Raw genomic sequence first — 17522 nt, forward strand, 5'->3', positions numbered from 1 at the left:
TCATACATTCATCATAAATCACCCTACTCCCCTTTTCCCTCGATTCCCCGAACAAATTACAAAAGCATGTGACATTGTTGTCACATGCCTCTAATGCTTTCAAAATCATTCTTTTGCGGAAACGTCAGTGTACAGGTCGTCCCAACACCAAGCTTCGAGGTTACATCAATGGTGATATGTAAAGAACGAGCCACCTTTTTCGCCAAATACAGCCCCATGCCTGTTGCCGCATGGTCCTGATGCTTCGTCGTGGAAGTAAATCCTTTATCGAATATTCGAGGCAGGTCCTTCGGATCGATACCGCGCCCATGGTCCTTTATCTCTACAATAGTCTTGTTATCCTCATCAAAACGACTTTCAATAAAGATATCTGAATTCTCACTATACTTAACGGCGTTCGTTAACAGCTGTCTTAATATAAAGCCAAGCCATTTAGCATCCGTTAATACCTCAGGTACCTGAAGTGAGACATCAAAGCCAATCCCTTTTTGCATACACCATGATTTCAGTTCCTTAATTTCTTTAAATATAATCGGTTCAAGCAAAGACAGCTCTACATACAAATCATTCATGATAAAAGGAATTCGCTTTTGGTGAAGCTGTTGATCGAGCAGGAGATGGATTCGCAGCCACTCATACATTAATTGCCCCTTCAACGCTTCATCATTCATGCGCTCAATCATTAATTGCATGGCCGTCAGGGGTGTTTTCACTTCATGAATCCAAGATAACAGCTCATCCTTTTCCTGTTCCAACCCAATCAGATGCTGCGAAGTTTCTCTCTGATACCGTTCATTCAGCAGCGTCACGCTTGTTTCAACGATCTGCTCGAAAGGACTCTGTGCCTCCGTAATGCCCTCGATCCCGGTTGTTTGGTCCCAATCTTCAAGCCCTTTATAAAATTTCGTTTCTTTGTGATACCTTATAATAAAAAAGCTGATCGAAATCAATGAAGATAGAAACACAATGTAAACAACCGGCTTAAACGGAATAGCTGAGTCGATATACGCAACAAAGAGAAGCAGCAAATGAAAGAATACGAACAACAGAATCCAACTGCAACGTTCTTTTATATATTTTCTAACCATATGGTTGTGCCTCTTCCGTAGCCATGTAACCTTGCCCCACTTTGGTTTCAATATATGTATGAAGCCCAACAGTCTCTAGTTTCTTACGTAAGCGGTTCAGGTTGACCGTTAACGTATTATCACTTACAAAATGCTCATTATCCCACAAGCTCCTTATGATCTCTTCCCGACTTACGATTTGGTTCTTATGCTCAATCAGCACTTTTAGGATTAACATTTCATTCTTCGTCAATTCAATGGAAGTGTTATCAAAGGTAACAGTATTCTTTACATATTCTACAGTTGCCCCGCGCCATGTTTTCAGTTCGGTCCGTTCCGTACTATAGTTATAGACACGTCGAAGAATCGCTTGGATTTTGGCAATCAGCACTTCGAAATGAAAGGGTTTCTGAACAAAATCATCAGCTCCTAGCTGCATGGACATGACCATATCAGTCGGATGATCCCTTGATGACAGAAATATAATCGGTACATTAGAGTGCGCTCTGATCATTCGGCACCAGTGGAAACCATCAAATTTCGGCAGCTGGATATCTATAATGACAAGATCAGGCCCAATAGCCGTGAACTCTTGCAAGACACTTCCAAAGTCCTTGACCCCATAAACATCATAAGACCATTGAGATAATCTTTCCTGAACCTCTTTAAACAGACTTGCATCATCTTCGATTAGCATGATTTTAAACAAATGATCACCACATTATCTGATTTTTCTTGCATCCCTTACTTTTAATTATGTCCAAAAAAATAGGGATGTTCCCAAGGTCATTGATATGACTGTGGAGCATCCCCTTCCTCTATACCGTACAGAAACTGTTCATTCCATCTTTACCTGCTATATTCAAGCCACTATTCAATACCTCTCGGTACCGGGTAACCAGCTGACTAAGCTCCAGACACTGCCCATCACCCAGCCTTGATTCCTCAGCCGCAAAAGCCATCATATGGCTTTGCAGAGAAGCGGATGCTGAAGTTAATGAATTGCCTGTAAAGAGCTGAACTTGATCACAAAACTCTTGAAGCATTCGATCAGTACCCTCACGGCCCCCATCTTCAACCTGAATATCTGTACTACCTCCGTCTGCAAAGCTATAAACTGTAAACGACTGATTCGCCATGTTTCCTCTGATCTCTCCCCGCGTCCCCGAAATTTGCACAGTACGGGAACTGTCATGGGTGAAAGCAGACAATGAGAAGGAAGCTGTAGCACCATTTCTGAACTGCAAATTTACATTTTGATGATCGACAACATCATTGTCACAGTGATAGACGCAGCGCCCATAAGGCGTATGTGGAAGCAGATTTCGTATCATGGAATCAGACAGATCATCAGAAAAATGCTGTGCCCGGCGTCTTCCTTCTCCCATATAGTAACGATAATCGACATAACAGCAACTGTTCACATGCGGACATCCATCTGAACAACGTTCCGTTGCTCCTTCTGGCGCCTGATCTTTTCTAAAATGCAATAACGAACCGAAAGAACTAAGGCGAGTACATTCCTCATCCATTATCCAAGAAATTAAGTCCAGGTCATGACAAGACTTAGCCAGAATCATAGGACTTGCCGTCTCAGCTTTATTCCATTTACCACGCACATAGCTGTGTGCCATATGGGCATATCCGATATTTTCTCGTAACTGAATATCAACAACCTTGCCGATATCGCCGTTTTCAACAATTTTATGAATACCCGACCAAAACGGAGTGTACCGGAGTACATGGCAGATGGTTAGTAAACGGTTACTTTTTCGAGCAGTTTCCTCGAGCTCCAAACACTCTAAAGGTGATGGAGATATCGGTTTTTCAAGCAGGACATGGTATCCTTGCTGCAGTGCAGCCATGGCAACTTCAAAATGCATTCGATCCTGGGTACAGATCCAAACAGCATCTGCAAACCGAGGTTTCCGGAGCACATCGCGCCAGTCCTCGTAAACATGCTCATTTGGTATATCGTAATCTATAGCAAAAGAGGATCTTCGTATGGGATCCGGTTCTGCTACCGCTGCAAACTGTAATTGCTCAGGATGATTCCGAGCATAAGGTGCGTAAACATTAGCTCCTCGAACACCGGCACCAATCAAGATAGCCTTTATTGTCATATCGATTGCTCCTTGTGAGGCATAGATGCAAAAACTACATTCAGACGACATCCAGTAATCTTTCATAATATGGTATACCCGAACTCTATACGATTGTCAATTATATTGCAATCCCAAATTCCGTCGGATTTGCTTGTAACGTAACACTCCTCTTTAGTTCTCTATATATTTCATAAAAAAACAAACCGGCGGTTGAATCATCCCGCCGGTTTGTTTTTATGAGTCAATTTTTCTTCTTATTTTCCCGCTTCATCAGCAGCAAGCTTAGCCAGCGCCAATGCGCCGCACAAACCGGCATTGTCACCAAGCTTAGGCGATACGATAAACTGTGCAATATCTTCATTCAAACTCGGATGTGGTACATAACCTGCCAGCAATTCTTGCAGCTTCTTATGAATCATAGGGAACAGCTGCTGCTGCTTCATAACGCCTCCGCCCATAACGATTCTTTGTGGGGACAGAATTAACACATAATTCATCAGCGCCTGAGCAAGATAGTAAGCTTCCATCTCCCATGCAGGATGATCTGGTGTAAGTTCCGCTCCTGCAACACCCCAGCGTCTGCCAAGGGACGGACCCGCTGCCAAACCTTCCAGGCAATCACTATGGTAAGGGCAAGTTCCTTCGTACTTGTCCTCTGGATGGCGGCGAACAATAATATGACCCATTTCAGGGTGAGATAGACCATGAATCAACTTGCCGTCCACAACAGCACCTGCGCCAACGCCAGTACCAATTGTAATGTACAAACAGCTGTCAAGACCTTGTGCTGCGCCCCATGTATGTTCCCCAAGAGCAGCACCGTTTACATCCGTATCGAAACCAACAGGTACATTGAAACGTTCCTCTAGCGCTTTCACGACATTGTAGTTACTCCAGTGAGGCTTTGGTGTCGTAGTAATACAACCATATGTAGGACTTCCTTTTACGGGATCAATCGGTCCGAAAAAGCCCGCGCCAATAGCTTCTACTCCTTTACCTTCAAAAAAGGAAAACACTTGCGCCATTGTTTCCTCCGGCGTAGTTGTTGGAAAGCTGGTACGTTCGATAACAGTACCATCCTCCTTACCAATTCCACATACAAATTTAGTACCGCCTGCTTCAATAGCTCCAAGTATCATGTCAGTCATCCTCTCAAAGATGTAATTGTATTACTTTATGATTTTGTCGACATATTACGGTCTCTTCGACCGTTACCAGCCACACCAGTAGTATCCAAGAGAATAGCACAACCGTTCCTGTCCATTCCCAGGCCAGTTGAGTATCTCCGTTTCCTACAGCAAGATAAATGGCTGTTGGCAGCGTTTGTGTTTTGCCTGGTATATTTCCCGCCACCATCCAAGTAGCTCCAAACTCGCCCAGTCCGCGAGCAAGACCAAGAACATATGCAGGTACTGCCGCTCTTCCAGAGCAGAAACCCTACAACCGTCGAAGGAAGGACAAGCGGCAGCATCAGTAAAGTTCCACAAGTGTTCCCACGGAACCTCCCCCGGTGAGCTGCCACCGTTCCAAGTATAAATCTAATGATGCTTGAACACAGTGATGTTTTTACGGACAACCAAACCGGCATCCAGAATACTTCATCAGCTAAATATCCATCAAGGGACCATTGCTACTCCCATCAAGTTACTTAAGCTCTTCATTTCTAGTTCCTCGAGTTTGGACATAACTCGGTCATGGTCGATCTCCAGAACACATAAATCCAAGTCACAGTCCAGAGGCACTTCACAATGAATAGCTGCAAGAGAACGTGACAGATGAAGCATATCCATATCCGCTTCAATTTTACTACGGATGCTTTTGGTGAGGGAATCCATATTTTCGAGAATGCCTTCAATCGTCTCGTATTCTTGAATCAGCTTCATAGCTGTTTTTTCACCAATACCACGTACCCCCGGATAGTTATCACTTGTATCGCCCATGAGTCCTTTAACATCAATAACTTGATGAGGAAGAAGACCTTTTTCCTGATAGAGCGTCTCCGGAGTGTAAACCATATAATTGCCATGACCCTTTTTCATGATGATTACAGAAGTACGCTCACTAACAAGTTGAAGCAGATCATGATCACCAGATAATACCATGACATTCATGTCTTTACCGAAGCGACAGGCTAACGTTCCGATACAGTCATCTGCTTCAAACCCCTCAACTCCAAGATTAGGAATTCCAAGGCATTCCGTTACCTCTCGAATAAGAGAGAACTGAGGGACGAGATCTTCTGGCGCATCAGGGCGGTTTCCTTTATATGCTGCAAACTGCTCACTGCGAAATGTTTTGGACGGCATATCCCAGCAGCAGGCGACATGTGTAGGTTGAAATGTATCAATAGCGTCCCATAGGTAGCGCAGGAATCCGTAGATTGCGTTTGTCGGAATTCCCGCCTTAGTCCGGCGGATGTATCCACTCGTCGCCGTAGCGTAGTATGCCCGGAATAATAGAGCCATACCGTCGACTAGCAGCAGGGATGGTTGTTTCGTGTTGTTCACTGTGTTACATCTCTCCTTGCGTATATATGTTCAAAGTCTTGTTATATCACAAATATTATGCATCTGTCATTATATCATATCAGCCTATATGATAGAGTCCACCGCAAGTATATAATATTTGGTTATCCAGTCCTGTGATAACGCGAAATAAAGCCTGGAAACTTGATCGTCTCCAGGCCGATATTGCAATAAACAATTGAACTCGAACAGAGCTTTTCTATTACTTCGCCTTCCAAGCGTTCTCGAACATTTCTTCCTTGAAACCTACAGTTACTTGCTCTCCATCCGATACAATGGGTCGCTTAATGAGCATTCCATTCGAGGACAAAAGCTTGATTTGCTCCTCCTTAGGCATGTCCTTAAGTTTGTCTTTCAGCCCCATTTGTTTATACACTTCACCACTTGTATTGAAAAACTTCTTAAGTTCAAGACCGCTCTTCTCAAACAAAGCAGACAGCTCTTCGGGTGTAGGAGGCTCATCTTTAATATGTCTTAGTGTCAGCTCATGTCCTTCGTTTTGTAACCATTTCACAGCATTTCTACATGTTCCGCATTTCGGATATTGATATACAGTTAGTTGACTCATAGATTATTTCTCTCCTCCTATTTTATTTCTGCACTTAATCTATTTAGCAGCAATTTCATATCTTCAGGAATCGACGCCCTAAAAGTCATACGCTCTCCTACAATTGGATGTTCAAAAGTTAGCAGCTCCGCATGTAGTGCCTGCCGATTTATACTTTCATCAAGCGTGAATATAGACGAAAATTCCGCCCTACTCTCCGTCTCAGACAATGACTCATATATCGGATGCCGATACATCTTATCTCCAATTAGCGGACACCCTATGCTGGTCATATGAACACGAATTTGATGAGTCCGGCCCGTCTCCAGTTTAAGTTCTACGAGAGAGGCCTTCTTGTTATAACTTTCACGAACATGATAGCGGGTTAACGAAGGATAACCGTCCTGTGTAACAATACGGCGATGAGGCTCTTCCTGATCCCGGTCGATGGGGCCATCAATGCTCCCTTCTTCCGGATCAGGTACACCATGAACGATTGCTAAGTATTTTTTATCAACGGTTCCAGCGATCATTTGCTCTGAGATATGTTGATGAATATATGGATTTTTGGCGATAGCCAGAACACCTGTCGTTTCCTGATCCAGACGATGAATTGCTCGAAAACGATAATTCCAGCCCTGCTGTTGCCAGTAGTATACTACACCGTTCGCCAATGTATTTGTATAATGACCATGAGTTGGGTGCACGATTGTACCCGCAGCTTTATTAAGCACAAGCAAATGCTCATCCTCATATATAATATCCAGATCCATCGGTTGTGGTAAAATATCGTCCGACCGCTCCTGCTCCATCCGGATTTCGACCAAATCCCCTGCACTAACCTTCACACTGATATAAACCCGTATACCATTCAGCATAATCCCTTGTTCAGTCAGCTTTAGCCGAGATAACAATTTTCGTGATACACCCATCCTATTTTGCAAAATGGTTTTTAGTAACATGCCATCATCACTCTCAGGCACTATATAGGATATAGGCGGGTAATACAATTCCATAAATTATCGGAACACCTTTCCGCTACGCACATATTCCACATCCGGCACACCCGCTCTAACATTGGCAGTGCGAGCCGTCACAAAGAAATAATCAGAAAGACGGTTCAGATAACTGCGTACTTCCGGATTAATCTCCACCTGGCGAGCAAGGGTGACCGTAAGGCGCTCTGCACGGCGGCATACGGTACGGCATACATGAAGCGCCACGGACAAGCTGCTGCCTCCAGGCAAAATAAAGCGTTCCAGTTTCGGATTCTCTGCTTCGAATGCATCAAGCCACTCCTCAAGTCTTACAACCAGCGGCTCGCTCACTTTGTATTTATCCTCATTATGCTTCGCATAGGCAAGGTCCGATCCACAATCAAACAGTTCGTGTTGTATTTGGATCAGCTGTTCCACAAGCTCTTTAAAGCCCGCTTCTTGCGCCAAAAATACAGCCTGTCCTACAAAACTATTTAGCTCATCTATCGTTCCATAGGCTTCAATACGCGGATCATCCTTAGGTACTCGTCCCCCAATGATCGATGTCTCGCCTTTATCTCCAGTTTTCGTATATACCTTCATCATACATTCCTCCGTTCACAGCTATGTTTATAAGTTCTATATCATTTCCATTTTGGTTATGTTTCACTATAACATAACTTGATGTGTAGATGAATCTCACTCATTTAGAATCAAAAAAGGAGACCTAAAAAGGTCTCCTTCTAAATCACATCATTATACTTTTTTCTTAGGGTGCGTCTTCATGTATTCGTTGATCTTTAAGTCAAGCAAACTGCTGATCTCAATAACGATCTCGGACGTAAAAGACTGTTCCTGTAAAAATATCTGTTCCATCTTACGACGGAGCACGTGAATTTCTTCTTCCAAGGAAATATCCTGAGGAGACGATTTAGCTGATTTGACGGACCACTTATTATGGTCTTGGCCTTCGGATATAAAATCACCGCGGTATGGCGACAATTCGTAATCACTATACACTGGCAATCCCTCCTTGGAAAATTGAAATTATGCTCCCAAAATAAAATTATAACATAGATATTTGTAATGAAAAGTAAAACTTTTGTTAAAACAAGGAAGTTCAAGAACTATATTCTTTTTATGTCAACTTTTCGACAAATTTCCCCATCCGCTCCAAAGCTTCATTTAGCTGGGTGATGGAGGTTGCATATGAGCAACGGATAAAACCTTCCCCACCAAGACCAAATGCTGTACCTGGAACCGCTGCAACTTTCGCCTCTGTCAGAAGACGTTGTGCAAATTCATCCGAGGATAAGCCCGTTCTCTTAATGCTTGGGAAAGCATAAAACGCTCCCTGAGGTTCATGACAATCCAGACCAATATCACACAGCCCTTGAACAATGAGTCTACGACGCTGATTGTAGGACTCAATCATGCGGTCCTTCTCTTCCATCCCATTCGTAAGGGCCTCAAGCGCAGCCACCTGCCCCATAACGGGAGCACACATGACCGTGTATTGGTGAATCTTCAGCATAGCAGCGATCAGGTCCGGATGCGCACAGGCATAACCCATTCTCCAACCAGTCATTGCAAAAGCTTTTGAGAAGCCGCTCACCAAAATCGTCCGGTCTTTCATACCTGGAATAGAAGGGAAGCTGACATGCTTACCATCGTAAGTCAATTCGGCATAAATCTCATCGGAAATAACAATTAGATCATGTTTCTCTACTACCTTTGCAATTGGCAGCCAATCTTCATATGTCATTGTTGTTCCGGTCGGATTGCTTGGATAGCACAAAATCAATATTTTGGACTTCGGCGTAATCTTAGCTTCAAGCGCTTCAGCCGTCAATTTAAAATGATTTTCAGCTGTTGTTTCAATACCAACAGGAACTCCCCCACCGATGGCCGTGATCGGAGAATAAGAAATATAACATGGTTCAGGGATAAGAATTTCATCCCCTGGTGAAATAAGGGCTCTCAGTGCTAAGTCGATTGCCTCACTTCCGCCAACCGTTGCAAGTATTTCGTGCTGTGGATCATACGAAACATGAAAGCTGCTGTCCAGATAACGGGCAATCGCTTCACGAAGCTCCGGCATACCTGCATTTGAGGTATATCCTGTAAATCCCCGTTCAAGTGAATACACACATGCTTCACGAACATGCCATGGTGTTACAAAATCCGGTTCACCAACACCAAGTGTAATAATATCCTTATTTCCACTTACCAAGTCAAAAAACTTACGAATACCCGATGGTTTGATTTCTCGAACCGACGGTGCCAAGTAGGAGCTCATTGGCTTTCTATTATTTTCTGTGAGATGTTCTTCTTTCACAATCATACACACTCTTCCTTTACGGCGAGATCAGGAGACGATTGTCTTCTTGACGTTCTTCATAGATAATCCCGTCTTGTTTATATTTTTTCAAAATAAAGTTTGTTTTGGTCGACAATACCGAGTCAATTGGAGACAACTTCTCTGATACGAAGTTCGCGACCTCTCTCAAATTGCGGCCCTCCACCTCTACTAGCAGGTCGTATGCCCCTGACATCAGATATACGGATTTTACTTGAGGAAATAAATAGATGCGCTCTGCAATACCTTCAAAGCCTCTCCCTCGCTCTGGTGTAATCTGCACTTCAATAAGTGCGGTTACTTTCTCTTCCTCTACCTTACCCCAGTTAACGATCGTCGCATATTTTACGATAACATGGTCATCTTCCAGCTCCGTAATTGCGGACTTCACTTCCTCTTCCTTCACGCCGAGCAAAGTAGACAGCAGAGCCGGAGATCTTCTCGCATCCTCTTTCAGCAAGTCAAGCACTTTTAATTTCAATTCGCTTAGCTCTTCCATTTGTAGTCCTCCAGCGTTTATTCAGGCAATTCGGCTACCGCCGTTTCCCTGTAAAGAGATTAATACTTATATTACAATAATTCATGTTCCCTGTGCAAAGAAAAAACCGACTTCTCTTTTGGCAGCTGCCTAAGAACAGTCGGTTTCTCTTTTGCTTAAAATTTGATATTGCAGGTTACATATTATTGTGTAGGTGACACATTGGTTGGATGCTGAGATACGTTAACTTGATGAGCCATGGAAGATAGTGCAGAAGTTTTTTGCTGGATAAGTTGGCGTGTTTGCTGACTTGTTTTCTGCACCTCTTGCAGCTGTTTATCCACTTCACTCTTCATGGCATGGGGTACAGGTGCCGGATATTGCTTCTGCTGTTCGATCAATTGGTACATGTCCCCTTGCATTTTGAGAGTATCAGCTGTCAGATTACTAAACATTGTCCGAACGCTCTGACAAGCGGACTCTGTTGTTGCTGTTGTGTATTCTTTTACCGAACGTTTCAGCTCGTTCAAGATGGTGTTAAGAAGATCTTCCTCAGGCAAAAAAGAATTACCACTTGGAGACGGCATATGAAATTCCTCCTTCATTTTCTTAATGCGCTTGTGTAGGTGCAATGCTTTGATGGCTTTGGAGTGTTTGTATCAAAGTATCCATATGGTTTTCATGCTTGTGCATAAATCCGAGCAGCGCCTGTTGCACAGACGGATTTTGAATGGATGCTGCCGTTGCAGCACAATGTTTAGCTAATGAACTCTCATTAGAAATACAGTCGACGATATAATCAAGTTCCTTTGATGTAAGTGGCTGCATCTGGTTATTAGATCGCATGATTAAATTGTCCCCCTTTCATATTGAGTAACATGTTTAGTATGGCTTTTTTGTCTATTTCTATGTGGCGCAATAAATACCTGAAGAAAGAAAAGCTCATAATAAAATGATGTTTTCGGTAAATCCATATCGATGAAGAAGGTGCTTTTTCATGAAATTAACAGAGGGTCATACACCTTGGAGCGGTTTAGACATAAATAAACTCAACTTTCCTCAACTGGAGAATAAACAGTCTTGTGATGTTGTCATCATTGGCGGTGGCATAAGCGGTGCATTAACCTCTTATGTTCTAACAAAACAAGGAATCGAGACGATTTTGCTTGAAAAAGGACATATTGGAACCGGCAGTAGTTCAGCCAATACCGGACTATTTCAATTTATGAATGATGATCCATTATCAGAGCTTATTCAGTCATTCGGAGAAAAAAAAGGCGTCGGATTTTATAAAATGTGCGAACAGGCTGTCGAAAACCTATCGAAAATTGCTAATAATCTTTCTTTCGACACCGAATTCAGACGCCGTAGCAGTCTATATTATGCTACTTCTGAGGACGATGCAGGGAAAATCCGTAATGAGTATGATACACTTGCTCGTCATGGGTTTAATGTTGAGTATTGGGACCAAGAACGAATAAAATCCTTCTTTCCATTTTCAAAATCGGCAGCAATATACTCTCCTAATGACGCCGAGGCTAATCCACTCAAGCTGATCCAAACCCTTATCTATGATGCAGTTAAACAAGGGCTCAAAGTGTTTGAAAACAGCGGCGTTGAGACCGTTACCTATTCCGATAAGAATGTAACGGTAATGACTAAATCGGGCATAATTGAGGCTAAAACTATTATATGGGCTACCGGGTACGTCACACAGGATTGGAAGCCCGATCGGTTAGCCTCCCTGGACAGCACTTATGCGATCATAACAGAGCCCATACAAGATTTATCTTCATGGCATGAACGCGCCTTAATCTGGGAGACGAACCGCCCGTACCTATACATGCGGACAACTTTAGACAATCGGATTCTTGTTGGAGGATTGGATGAACCGTTGACCCCTGCCGGCTTAAACCAGAATAAGATCACGCTCAATGGTCAAAAACTCCTTAATAAACTACAAGAACTTTTCCCCACATTCGGGGACATTTCCATATCTCATTCCTGGGCAGGCGTTTTTGCAACTAGCAAAGATGGAGTCCCTATGATTGGTCGCCATCCAGATTATCCTCATAGTTACTTTATCGAGGGGTATGGAGGAAATGGGACGGTATACAGCATGCTGGCCGCTGACTTATTGGCTGAGGCAGTATCCGGTAAAGAGCCAGAAGTACTCAATTGGTTTTCCTTCAAACGCCCCTTAAAAATAAATGCATCAGGTTAATGGAACATCGCTAAAATCGATATATCATAATGAACATAGCCACCCGTGCGTTTTTAACGGGTGGCTTACTTAAGGTAGATGGGATTTATATATCTAAGTGGTTGTCTGCCTCGCCTTTATCATTTTTCGCATGAACAACCATGTCCCTATAGGAGAAGCGCCTAACACAAGCAACAGCAAGGTAAGTGTTAAAGGATCCTGCCGCATGGACAATACAACAATAAAAACAATCAATCCCGTTATTCTTCCAATCACGAGACTGAACTCTCTTACAACAACAAGCTCTACTCGTTTCTCTGCATTCTGGGGATTTACCCCCATTAGATCAAAACTGAGTGAAATCGCAGGCAGCATATACAACGGAATGAATATGGAAGTACCCACTCCCAATATCAGCAATGTCATGTAGTTCACTTTCCACAGCAGCGGTACGATCACAAGCAGCATCATCAACGCTCCAATCAGCATTCCGATACTTCGATAATTGGGGTTAAACCATCTGCCAGCTGCCCAATAACTTAGCAAAGAAACAGCCGAGGTAATTAGCATAAACTGCCCTAATCTCGCTTCCTGATTCGTAGCACTATAAACCAACAGAACGATAAGGAATGAGAACACACCCTCACGAATACCCTGCATAACCAAGCCGCCCATCGTAGTGCGCCATGAACCATCTACTTCTTTCAAACGTCTGACCACTTCTAACCATTCGTATTGGCTGCTGGCTTCTCTCTTTTTCAGAAAAAAACTGAGGACTACAGTGCACGCAAATATAACCATCGACAATGTGAAAATGAACCGATATCCTCGGTCACCATGCATCAGTGTAATCAACAAACCTGATAACCAAGGGCCTACGATCCCTGTCATGGATCCCAACAATCCGACCCAGCCATTGAACCAATCGCGATTCTTAGCGTCAGTCACCTCAAAGTAAACAACGTTAAAAGCGATCCAGAACAATCCTAGCGACATTCCCAGCAGTAAACCAAGCGGCCATATATAATAGATCGCATTCTGTCCTGTGCCGAGAATACACAGATAAAACACACCGGAAACGGCTATACCCAGTCTCAGGGCGTTCATTTTATTGCCTTCCTTCACCCATTTACCAGCAATCCAAAATGTCAAGCCAAGTGCAACCTGCTGCGCGACAGAAAACCATGCGATCATCAAGTAATCTTGTCTGCTTTTCCATAAATATATGTTCAGAAAAGTTCCGGATAAGGCACTGGCCAAGACAAACAAACCATTTACCGCCAATAACAAAACAGCTTGACGGTCCCTAGGATGTTTCATATGCACCCCGCCTCCTCAACAGCAGTCTTGTTATTCCAAGGTTAAGTTACCCCAGATCGAAATGGTTCATAACTTAATCACTCAAAAGATTACTTCCTGTTCTAAATAAATGGCTTCATTACACATCAAAAAGGGGCAGCCTGTGGCTGCCCCTTCATCTCTAAATACCAATTCTTATTTGGTTTTCGTTAAACCTTCAATCAAACGCAGACGATCATCTTCGGCCAAGCTGTACTGCACTTGGAAGCACCCGGAACAAATGTATACATTCATGTCGAACGGAGGCTTTAATAAAGGGCCTTTAATAAACGGCAGTACCAAAGCATCAAAACCTTCCCCACCTACACGTTGTGTTCCTGCAAGCATCATGTATTCTCGACAATGAAAGCACTCCGGCGTTTCATCCTGCCCGTCCAGCACTTTCTCCACGGACTCTTCATAAGCCATCAAATCATGAGCTTCCCCATACTTGTCCAGTGTTCGTATTGCTGGAACCACACCGTCCTCAGTTCCCCAGAACGGCTTATTCAATATTTCTCCTTCATCAAAATCATCAAACGACTCATCCATATCATCGTGAGAATGCGTCTCTTCTTCCATTCCGTCAAGTGAAACGCTGAGTGTTCGATAACCCTTTAATTCGTTATCACAGTGAGGACAGTTCTCTTCAGGACCAATCTCCTCATCCCATACAATTTCAGTCTGGCACCATGGACATATGGTTGGCTCCATAAATCATTCATCCCTTTCATTATACAAAGAGTCATATGATGACTCGCTACATTAATTCCACATCAAGTATACTACGCCCGATAAGAAAAAGAGCAGAGCTGCCGCGAACAATATCCGAGGTAAATATTTCATATTAAGTTCCCCCATTCAAGCGGACACAACTTCGTCGTCCTTCTCAAAAATAGATATTTTCTAGATAATGCTGGAACCTATAATAAATGACAAAGATGCGGTAATAATCAATACAATCAATCCAACAGCCCTATTATCTTTAGCGATTTCTTCATCAACCGAAAACACCGGTGTTAGGAATTCAAGCAGAAAATAAGCAGCCAAAAGCAATAGAAAACCTAAGAATGACCATTTTATCATATCATAGACGGATGAACTGGAAGCTATGCTATACCGCATCAGATTGCATATACCGAATATTTTACCGCCTGTAGCCATCGCTGCAGCAACATTTCCTTTTCGTATTTCTTCCCAACAATTGTATTTTGTAACCAGCTCGAAGCAGGACAAATATACGATTAACGCTAAAATTGCAACCGAGAAATAGCCGACAAGCACACCTAATGGGTGAGCCAGCAACTGATCGATACTCTCCGTCATTCCCTCGCGTTCCTCCCCGATGTTGGAGGCTGTTATGAAACAGCCTACCGGTCATTATGCAGATGCTTTAGCATTTTGCAAAAACGTTTTCTGGATTTTTGCAAAATGCTTGCTTTAGTTGTATACGAGTTAGACGAACCTTCGGTTCCCAATTTTTATTTTAACGTTATTTCAGCTCCGCAATTGTAACACCCGTGCCACCCTCACCGTAATTACCGAGACGATAGCTTTTCACATGCTTATGCTTGCGTAAATAATCCTGAATGCCCGTTCTCAAAATCCCTGTTCCCTTACCATGGATTATAGACACTTGACCCAGGTTCCCCAAAAATGCTTCATCCATAAAACGGTCCACTTCAATCAGCGCTTCCTCCAGATTTGCACCTCGAAGATCCAGCTCCTTACGAATGTTTGCATCACGGGTACGCTTAACTGTCGTCACGTGACGCTGACTTTGAGATTTGCTCGCAGCAGGAGTAGAGAGAAGCTCCAGATCATCCAGTGACACCTTCATCTTCATGATGCCAAGCTGTACAAGCGCTTCTTTGGCTCCTGCCATTTCAACAACATGACCCTTCTGATTCAGGCTATATACCATAACCTCATCTCCAGGCTCAATCGATCTCTTCGCCTTAGTCCCGCTCCGTTGACCCGCTGACTTACGTTTCTGCTCTGGCTCTGCCTCATCCAGACGTTTCCTTGCGGCAATCAACTTATGTTCTTTAACCGAAGCGCCTTCTTCTTGGGCAAGCTTACGCAAATCGGAAATAATCTCCTCTGCTTCGCTCCGGGCCTTGTCCACAATCTTCTTCGCATCCTGCCGAGCTTTATCAACGAGCTTGTCCCGCTGTTCTTCTAGCTTTGCAAGCTCCTGTGTATGACGGCTTCGAAGCTCTTCCATCTCTTTACGGAGAACTTCCGCCTTTCCGCGCTCGATTTCAGCTGCATGACGGTTCTCCTCGAGTGAAGCGATCATATGCTCGACGCGTTGATCTTCTTCCTTCACTTCACCTCGGGCATAGTCCAGAATCACCCCCGGAAGTCCGAGTCGCTCCGCGATTGCAAATGCATTGCTTCGCCCTGGAACGCCGACTAGCAGGCGGTAAGTTGGACTTAGTGTATTAATATCAAACTCCATACTGGCATTAATAACGCCTTTACGTTCATACGCATAAGCCTTGAGTTCAGAATAGTGGGTTGTGGCAATCATTCGACATTCCATCCGGTGGATATGCTCTAGAATAGCAATAGCAAGCGCAGATCCTTCCGCTGGATCAGTACCCGCACCGACCTCATCCAGCAGTACCAGACTTTTAGGCGTCATATTTTTTAAGATACGGATAATGTTTGTCATATGGCTGGAGAAGGTACTGAGACTCTGCTCAATGCTCTGCTCATCACCGATGTCGGCATAAATGGCATCAAACACGCACATTTGGCTTCCTTCTTCTGCAGGAATGAACATCCCTGACATTGCCATGAGATTAAGCAGACCAATTGTTTTAAGCGTAACCGTCTTTCCGCCTGTATTCGGACCTGTAACGATAATAGATGTGTAGGAGTTACCCAATTCAACATCAATCGGTACAACTTGCTCCATAGGAATGAGCGGATGTCGGCCTTTCTTGAGCTTCAAATAACCACGGTCATTCATTCGCGGCAAAGAAGCCTTCATAACATGAGCAAGCCGTGCTTTAGCAAAGATAAAGTCGAGCTGACCTGTAATATCGATATCAATCGTGAGCAGATCAGCTTGCTCACCAACCAGTGCGGTTAATTTTTGTAAAATAACTTCGATTTCACGCTCTTCCTTCATGCGCGTCTCACGCAGCTTATTATTCATGGCTACGATAGACTCTGGTTCAATAAATAAAGTTGCGCCTGATCCTGACTGATCATGTACAATCCCGCCAAAATACGAACGGTATTCAGCTTTTACAGGGATAACAAACCGATCTCCCCGGATCGTGATGAGCTGGTCCTGCAGCATCTTAGCTACCGACTGTGAACGAATCATGGCGTCCAGCTTTTCACGAATACGTACTTCACCGTTTCTAAGTTCTCTGCGAATTTGCATCAGTTCGCTACTAGCCGAATCCATCACTTCCGCGCTATCGTCGATACATGCTTTGATTGCATCTTCAAGCGGCTTTTGTTCGGAGATTAAATCACTGAGGTTATATAAAATCTCAACGGATTCATCCTCATGAATTTGAGCAATAAATCGCTTTATTCGACGTGAACCCCAGATTGTGTTCGCAACACTAAGTAATTCATGAGGATTCAGCGTCCCACCAATACGTGCGCGCTTCAACGCATCGTTAACATCCGTTATCCCACCAAATGAAGGGCTTCCTTTCAGACGATCGACAGTATAAGCTTGATCGGTCGCTGCAAGCAGATGTTTTACATCATCCAGTTGAACCGCCGGTTTCAGCTGTTCTGCCATTCTCTTCCCCATGGAAGTCTGCGTATACTGTGACAATGTATCTAAAATTTTTCGATATTCTAACGTATGCAAAATCTTGTCATCCAAGAAGTTCACAACTCCTCTCAATCAATGCCTTTATTATATCCGACACCTTGAATTTTCGCCA

General features: G+C 43.6%; 18 protein-coding genes and 1 pseudogene. 1 reads left to right on the forward strand and 18 read right to left on the reverse strand.

The window, feature by feature from the left end:
• Nucleotides 1–80: 80 nt before the first annotated feature.
• The 14 genes and pseudogenes from ACFQV5_RS19650 to ACFQV5_RS19715 all read right to left on the reverse strand — a co-directional run bounded on the left by ACFQV5_RS19650 (nucleotide 81) and on the right by ACFQV5_RS19715 (nucleotide 10904).
• A complete protein-coding gene (locus ACFQV5_RS19650) occupies nucleotides 81–1088 on the reverse strand; it encodes a sensor histidine kinase (protein ID WP_379249129.1) in 1008 nt (335 codons plus the stop codon).
• A complete protein-coding gene (locus ACFQV5_RS19655) occupies nucleotides 1081–1776 on the reverse strand; it encodes a response regulator transcription factor (RefSeq protein WP_379249131.1) in 696 nt (231 codons plus the stop codon). The genes ACFQV5_RS19650 and ACFQV5_RS19655 overlap by 8 nt, the downstream gene beginning before the upstream one ends.
• Nucleotides 1777–1885: 109 nt before the next feature.
• Entirely contained in the window at nucleotides 1886–3190 is a 1305-nt protein-coding gene (locus tag ACFQV5_RS19660; RefSeq protein ID WP_379249133.1) for a Gfo/Idh/MocA family protein, read from the reverse strand.
• Between the two features lie 236 nt (nucleotides 3191–3426).
• Nucleotides 3427–4320 carry an ROK family protein gene (locus ACFQV5_RS19665; RefSeq protein ID WP_379249135.1) on the reverse strand — a complete coding sequence of 298 codons (894 nt, stop codon included), beginning with the start codon at nucleotides 4318–4320 and terminating at the stop codon, nucleotides 3427–3429.
• A 4-nt stretch (nucleotides 4321–4324) separates the two neighbouring features.
• A pseudogene (locus ACFQV5_RS19670) lies at nucleotides 4325–4760 on the reverse strand (hypothetical protein).
• A 28-nt stretch (nucleotides 4761–4788) separates the two neighbouring features.
• The gene (locus ACFQV5_RS19675) at nucleotides 4789–5679 is read right to left on the reverse strand and encodes a 5'-3' exonuclease (protein ID WP_379249137.1); all 891 of its coding nucleotides are present in this window, start codon (nucleotides 5677–5679) and stop codon (nucleotides 4789–4791) included.
• A gap of 220 nt (nucleotides 5680–5899) precedes the next feature.
• Nucleotides 5900–6265 carry an arsenate reductase family protein gene (locus tag ACFQV5_RS19680; protein ID WP_379249139.1) on the reverse strand — a complete coding sequence of 122 codons (366 nt, stop codon included), beginning with the start codon at nucleotides 6263–6265 and terminating at the stop codon, nucleotides 5900–5902.
• 17 nt (nucleotides 6266–6282) lie between these two features.
• Nucleotides 6283–7260, reverse strand: coding sequence for an RluA family pseudouridine synthase (locus tag ACFQV5_RS19685; RefSeq protein ID WP_379249140.1), 978 nt, complete (start codon nucleotides 7258–7260; stop codon nucleotides 6283–6285).
• Between the two features lie 3 nt (nucleotides 7261–7263).
• The gene (locus ACFQV5_RS19690; protein WP_379249461.1) at nucleotides 7264–7824 is read right to left on the reverse strand and encodes a cob(I)yrinic acid a,c-diamide adenosyltransferase; all 561 of its coding nucleotides are present in this window, start codon (nucleotides 7822–7824) and stop codon (nucleotides 7264–7266) included.
• 153 nt (nucleotides 7825–7977) lie between these two features.
• Nucleotides 7978–8241 (reverse strand): aspartyl-phosphate phosphatase Spo0E family protein, encoded by a 264-nt coding sequence (locus ACFQV5_RS19695; protein WP_379249142.1) that lies wholly within the window; start codon nucleotides 8239–8241, stop codon nucleotides 7978–7980.
• A gap of 118 nt (nucleotides 8242–8359) precedes the next feature.
• The gene (locus tag ACFQV5_RS19700) at nucleotides 8360–9565 is read right to left on the reverse strand and encodes an aminotransferase class I/II-fold pyridoxal phosphate-dependent enzyme (RefSeq protein WP_379249144.1); all 1206 of its coding nucleotides are present in this window, start codon (nucleotides 9563–9565) and stop codon (nucleotides 8360–8362) included.
• Between the two features lie 13 nt (nucleotides 9566–9578).
• Nucleotides 9579–10079: an Lrp/AsnC family transcriptional regulator gene (locus ACFQV5_RS19705; protein WP_379249146.1), complete on the reverse strand. Its 501-nt coding sequence runs from the start codon at nucleotides 10077–10079 to the stop codon at nucleotides 9579–9581.
• Between the two features lie 182 nt (nucleotides 10080–10261).
• Nucleotides 10262–10645 carry a spore coat protein gene (locus tag ACFQV5_RS19710; RefSeq protein ID WP_379249148.1) on the reverse strand — a complete coding sequence of 128 codons (384 nt, stop codon included), beginning with the start codon at nucleotides 10643–10645 and terminating at the stop codon, nucleotides 10262–10264.
• Nucleotides 10646–10667: 22 nt separating this feature from the next.
• Complete coding sequence (locus ACFQV5_RS19715) at nucleotides 10668–10904, reverse strand: hypothetical protein (protein ID WP_379249149.1); 237 nt, start codon at nucleotides 10902–10904, stop codon at nucleotides 10668–10670.
• Nucleotides 10905–11055: 151 nt separating this feature from the next.
• On the opposite strand from ACFQV5_RS19715, the gene ACFQV5_RS19720 reads away from it, so the two are divergent.
• Entirely contained in the window at nucleotides 11056–12282 is a 1227-nt protein-coding gene (locus ACFQV5_RS19720; RefSeq protein ID WP_379249150.1) for an NAD(P)/FAD-dependent oxidoreductase, read from the forward strand.
• 93 nt (nucleotides 12283–12375) lie between these two features.
• Here ACFQV5_RS19720 and ACFQV5_RS19725 read toward each other — a convergent pair whose 3' ends face one another.
• The 4 genes from ACFQV5_RS19725 to ACFQV5_RS19740 all read right to left on the reverse strand — a co-directional run bounded on the left by ACFQV5_RS19725 (nucleotide 12376) and on the right by ACFQV5_RS19740 (nucleotide 17461).
• Nucleotides 12376–13581: an MFS transporter gene (locus tag ACFQV5_RS19725; RefSeq protein WP_379249152.1), complete on the reverse strand. Its 1206-nt coding sequence runs from the start codon at nucleotides 13579–13581 to the stop codon at nucleotides 12376–12378.
• Between the two features lie 174 nt (nucleotides 13582–13755).
• Nucleotides 13756–14313 carry a hypothetical protein gene (locus ACFQV5_RS19730; protein ID WP_379249154.1) on the reverse strand — a complete coding sequence of 186 codons (558 nt, stop codon included), beginning with the start codon at nucleotides 14311–14313 and terminating at the stop codon, nucleotides 13756–13758.
• Between the two features lie 192 nt (nucleotides 14314–14505).
• Nucleotides 14506–14925, reverse strand: a complete 420-nt coding sequence (locus ACFQV5_RS19735; protein ID WP_379249156.1) for a DUF350 domain-containing protein — start codon at nucleotides 14923–14925, stop codon at nucleotides 14506–14508.
• Nucleotides 14926–15091: 166 nt separating this feature from the next.
• Nucleotides 15092–17461: an endonuclease MutS2 gene (locus ACFQV5_RS19740; protein ID WP_379249158.1), complete on the reverse strand. Its 2370-nt coding sequence runs from the start codon at nucleotides 17459–17461 to the stop codon at nucleotides 15092–15094.
• Between the last annotated feature and the right edge of the window lie 61 nt (nucleotides 17462–17522).

Origin of the sequence: Paenibacillus sp. GCM10028914, assembly GCF_042666275.1 — a bacterium.
Taxonomy (GTDB): Bacteria; Bacillota; Bacilli; order Paenibacillales; family Paenibacillaceae; genus Paenibacillus_AQ.

What these genes read in the sequence shown, in the direction of transcription:
- ACFQV5_RS19725 (WP_379249152.1), bottom strand. Translation starts at nt 13,581, where the DNA reads ATGAAACATCCTAGGGACCGTCAAGCTGTTTTGTTATTGGCGGTAAAT.
- ACFQV5_RS19690 (WP_379249461.1), bottom strand. Translation starts at nt 7,824, where the DNA reads ATGAAGGTATATACGAAAACTGGAGATAAAGGCGAGACATCGATCATT.
- ACFQV5_RS19660 (WP_379249133.1), bottom strand. Translation starts at nt 3,190, where the DNA reads ATGACAATAAAGGCTATCTTGATTGGTGCCGGTGTTCGAGGAGCTAAT.
- ACFQV5_RS19650 (WP_379249129.1), bottom strand. Translation starts at nt 1,088, where the DNA reads ATGGTTAGAAAATATATAAAAGAACGTTGCAGTTGGATTCTGTTGTTC.
- ACFQV5_RS19720 (WP_379249150.1), top strand. Translation starts at nt 11,056, where the DNA reads ATGAAATTAACAGAGGGTCATACACCTTGGAGCGGTTTAGACATAAAT.
- ACFQV5_RS19700 (WP_379249144.1), bottom strand. Translation starts at nt 9,565, where the DNA reads ATGATTGTGAAAGAAGAACATCTCACAGAAAATAATAGAAAGCCAATG.
- ACFQV5_RS19685 (WP_379249140.1), bottom strand. Translation starts at nt 7,260, where the DNA reads ATGGAATTGTATTACCCGCCTATATCCTATATAGTGCCTGAGAGTGAT.
- ACFQV5_RS19710 (WP_379249148.1), bottom strand. Translation starts at nt 10,645, where the DNA reads ATGCCGTCTCCAAGTGGTAATTCTTTTTTGCCTGAGGAAGATCTTCTT.
- ACFQV5_RS19665 (WP_379249135.1), bottom strand. Translation starts at nt 4,320, where the DNA reads ATGACTGACATGATACTTGGAGCTATTGAAGCAGGCGGTACTAAATTT.
- ACFQV5_RS19680 (WP_379249139.1), bottom strand. Translation starts at nt 6,265, where the DNA reads ATGAGTCAACTAACTGTATATCAATATCCGAAATGCGGAACATGTAGA.
- ACFQV5_RS19735 (WP_379249156.1), bottom strand. Translation starts at nt 14,925, where the DNA reads ATGACGGAGAGTATCGATCAGTTGCTGGCTCACCCATTAGGTGTGCTT.
- ACFQV5_RS19715 (WP_379249149.1), bottom strand. Translation starts at nt 10,904, where the DNA reads ATGCGATCTAATAACCAGATGCAGCCACTTACATCAAAGGAACTTGAT.
- ACFQV5_RS19730 (WP_379249154.1), bottom strand. Translation starts at nt 14,313, where the DNA reads ATGGAGCCAACCATATGTCCATGGTGCCAGACTGAAATTGTATGGGAT.
- ACFQV5_RS19705 (WP_379249146.1), bottom strand. Translation starts at nt 10,079, where the DNA reads ATGGAAGAGCTAAGCGAATTGAAATTAAAAGTGCTTGACTTGCTGAAA.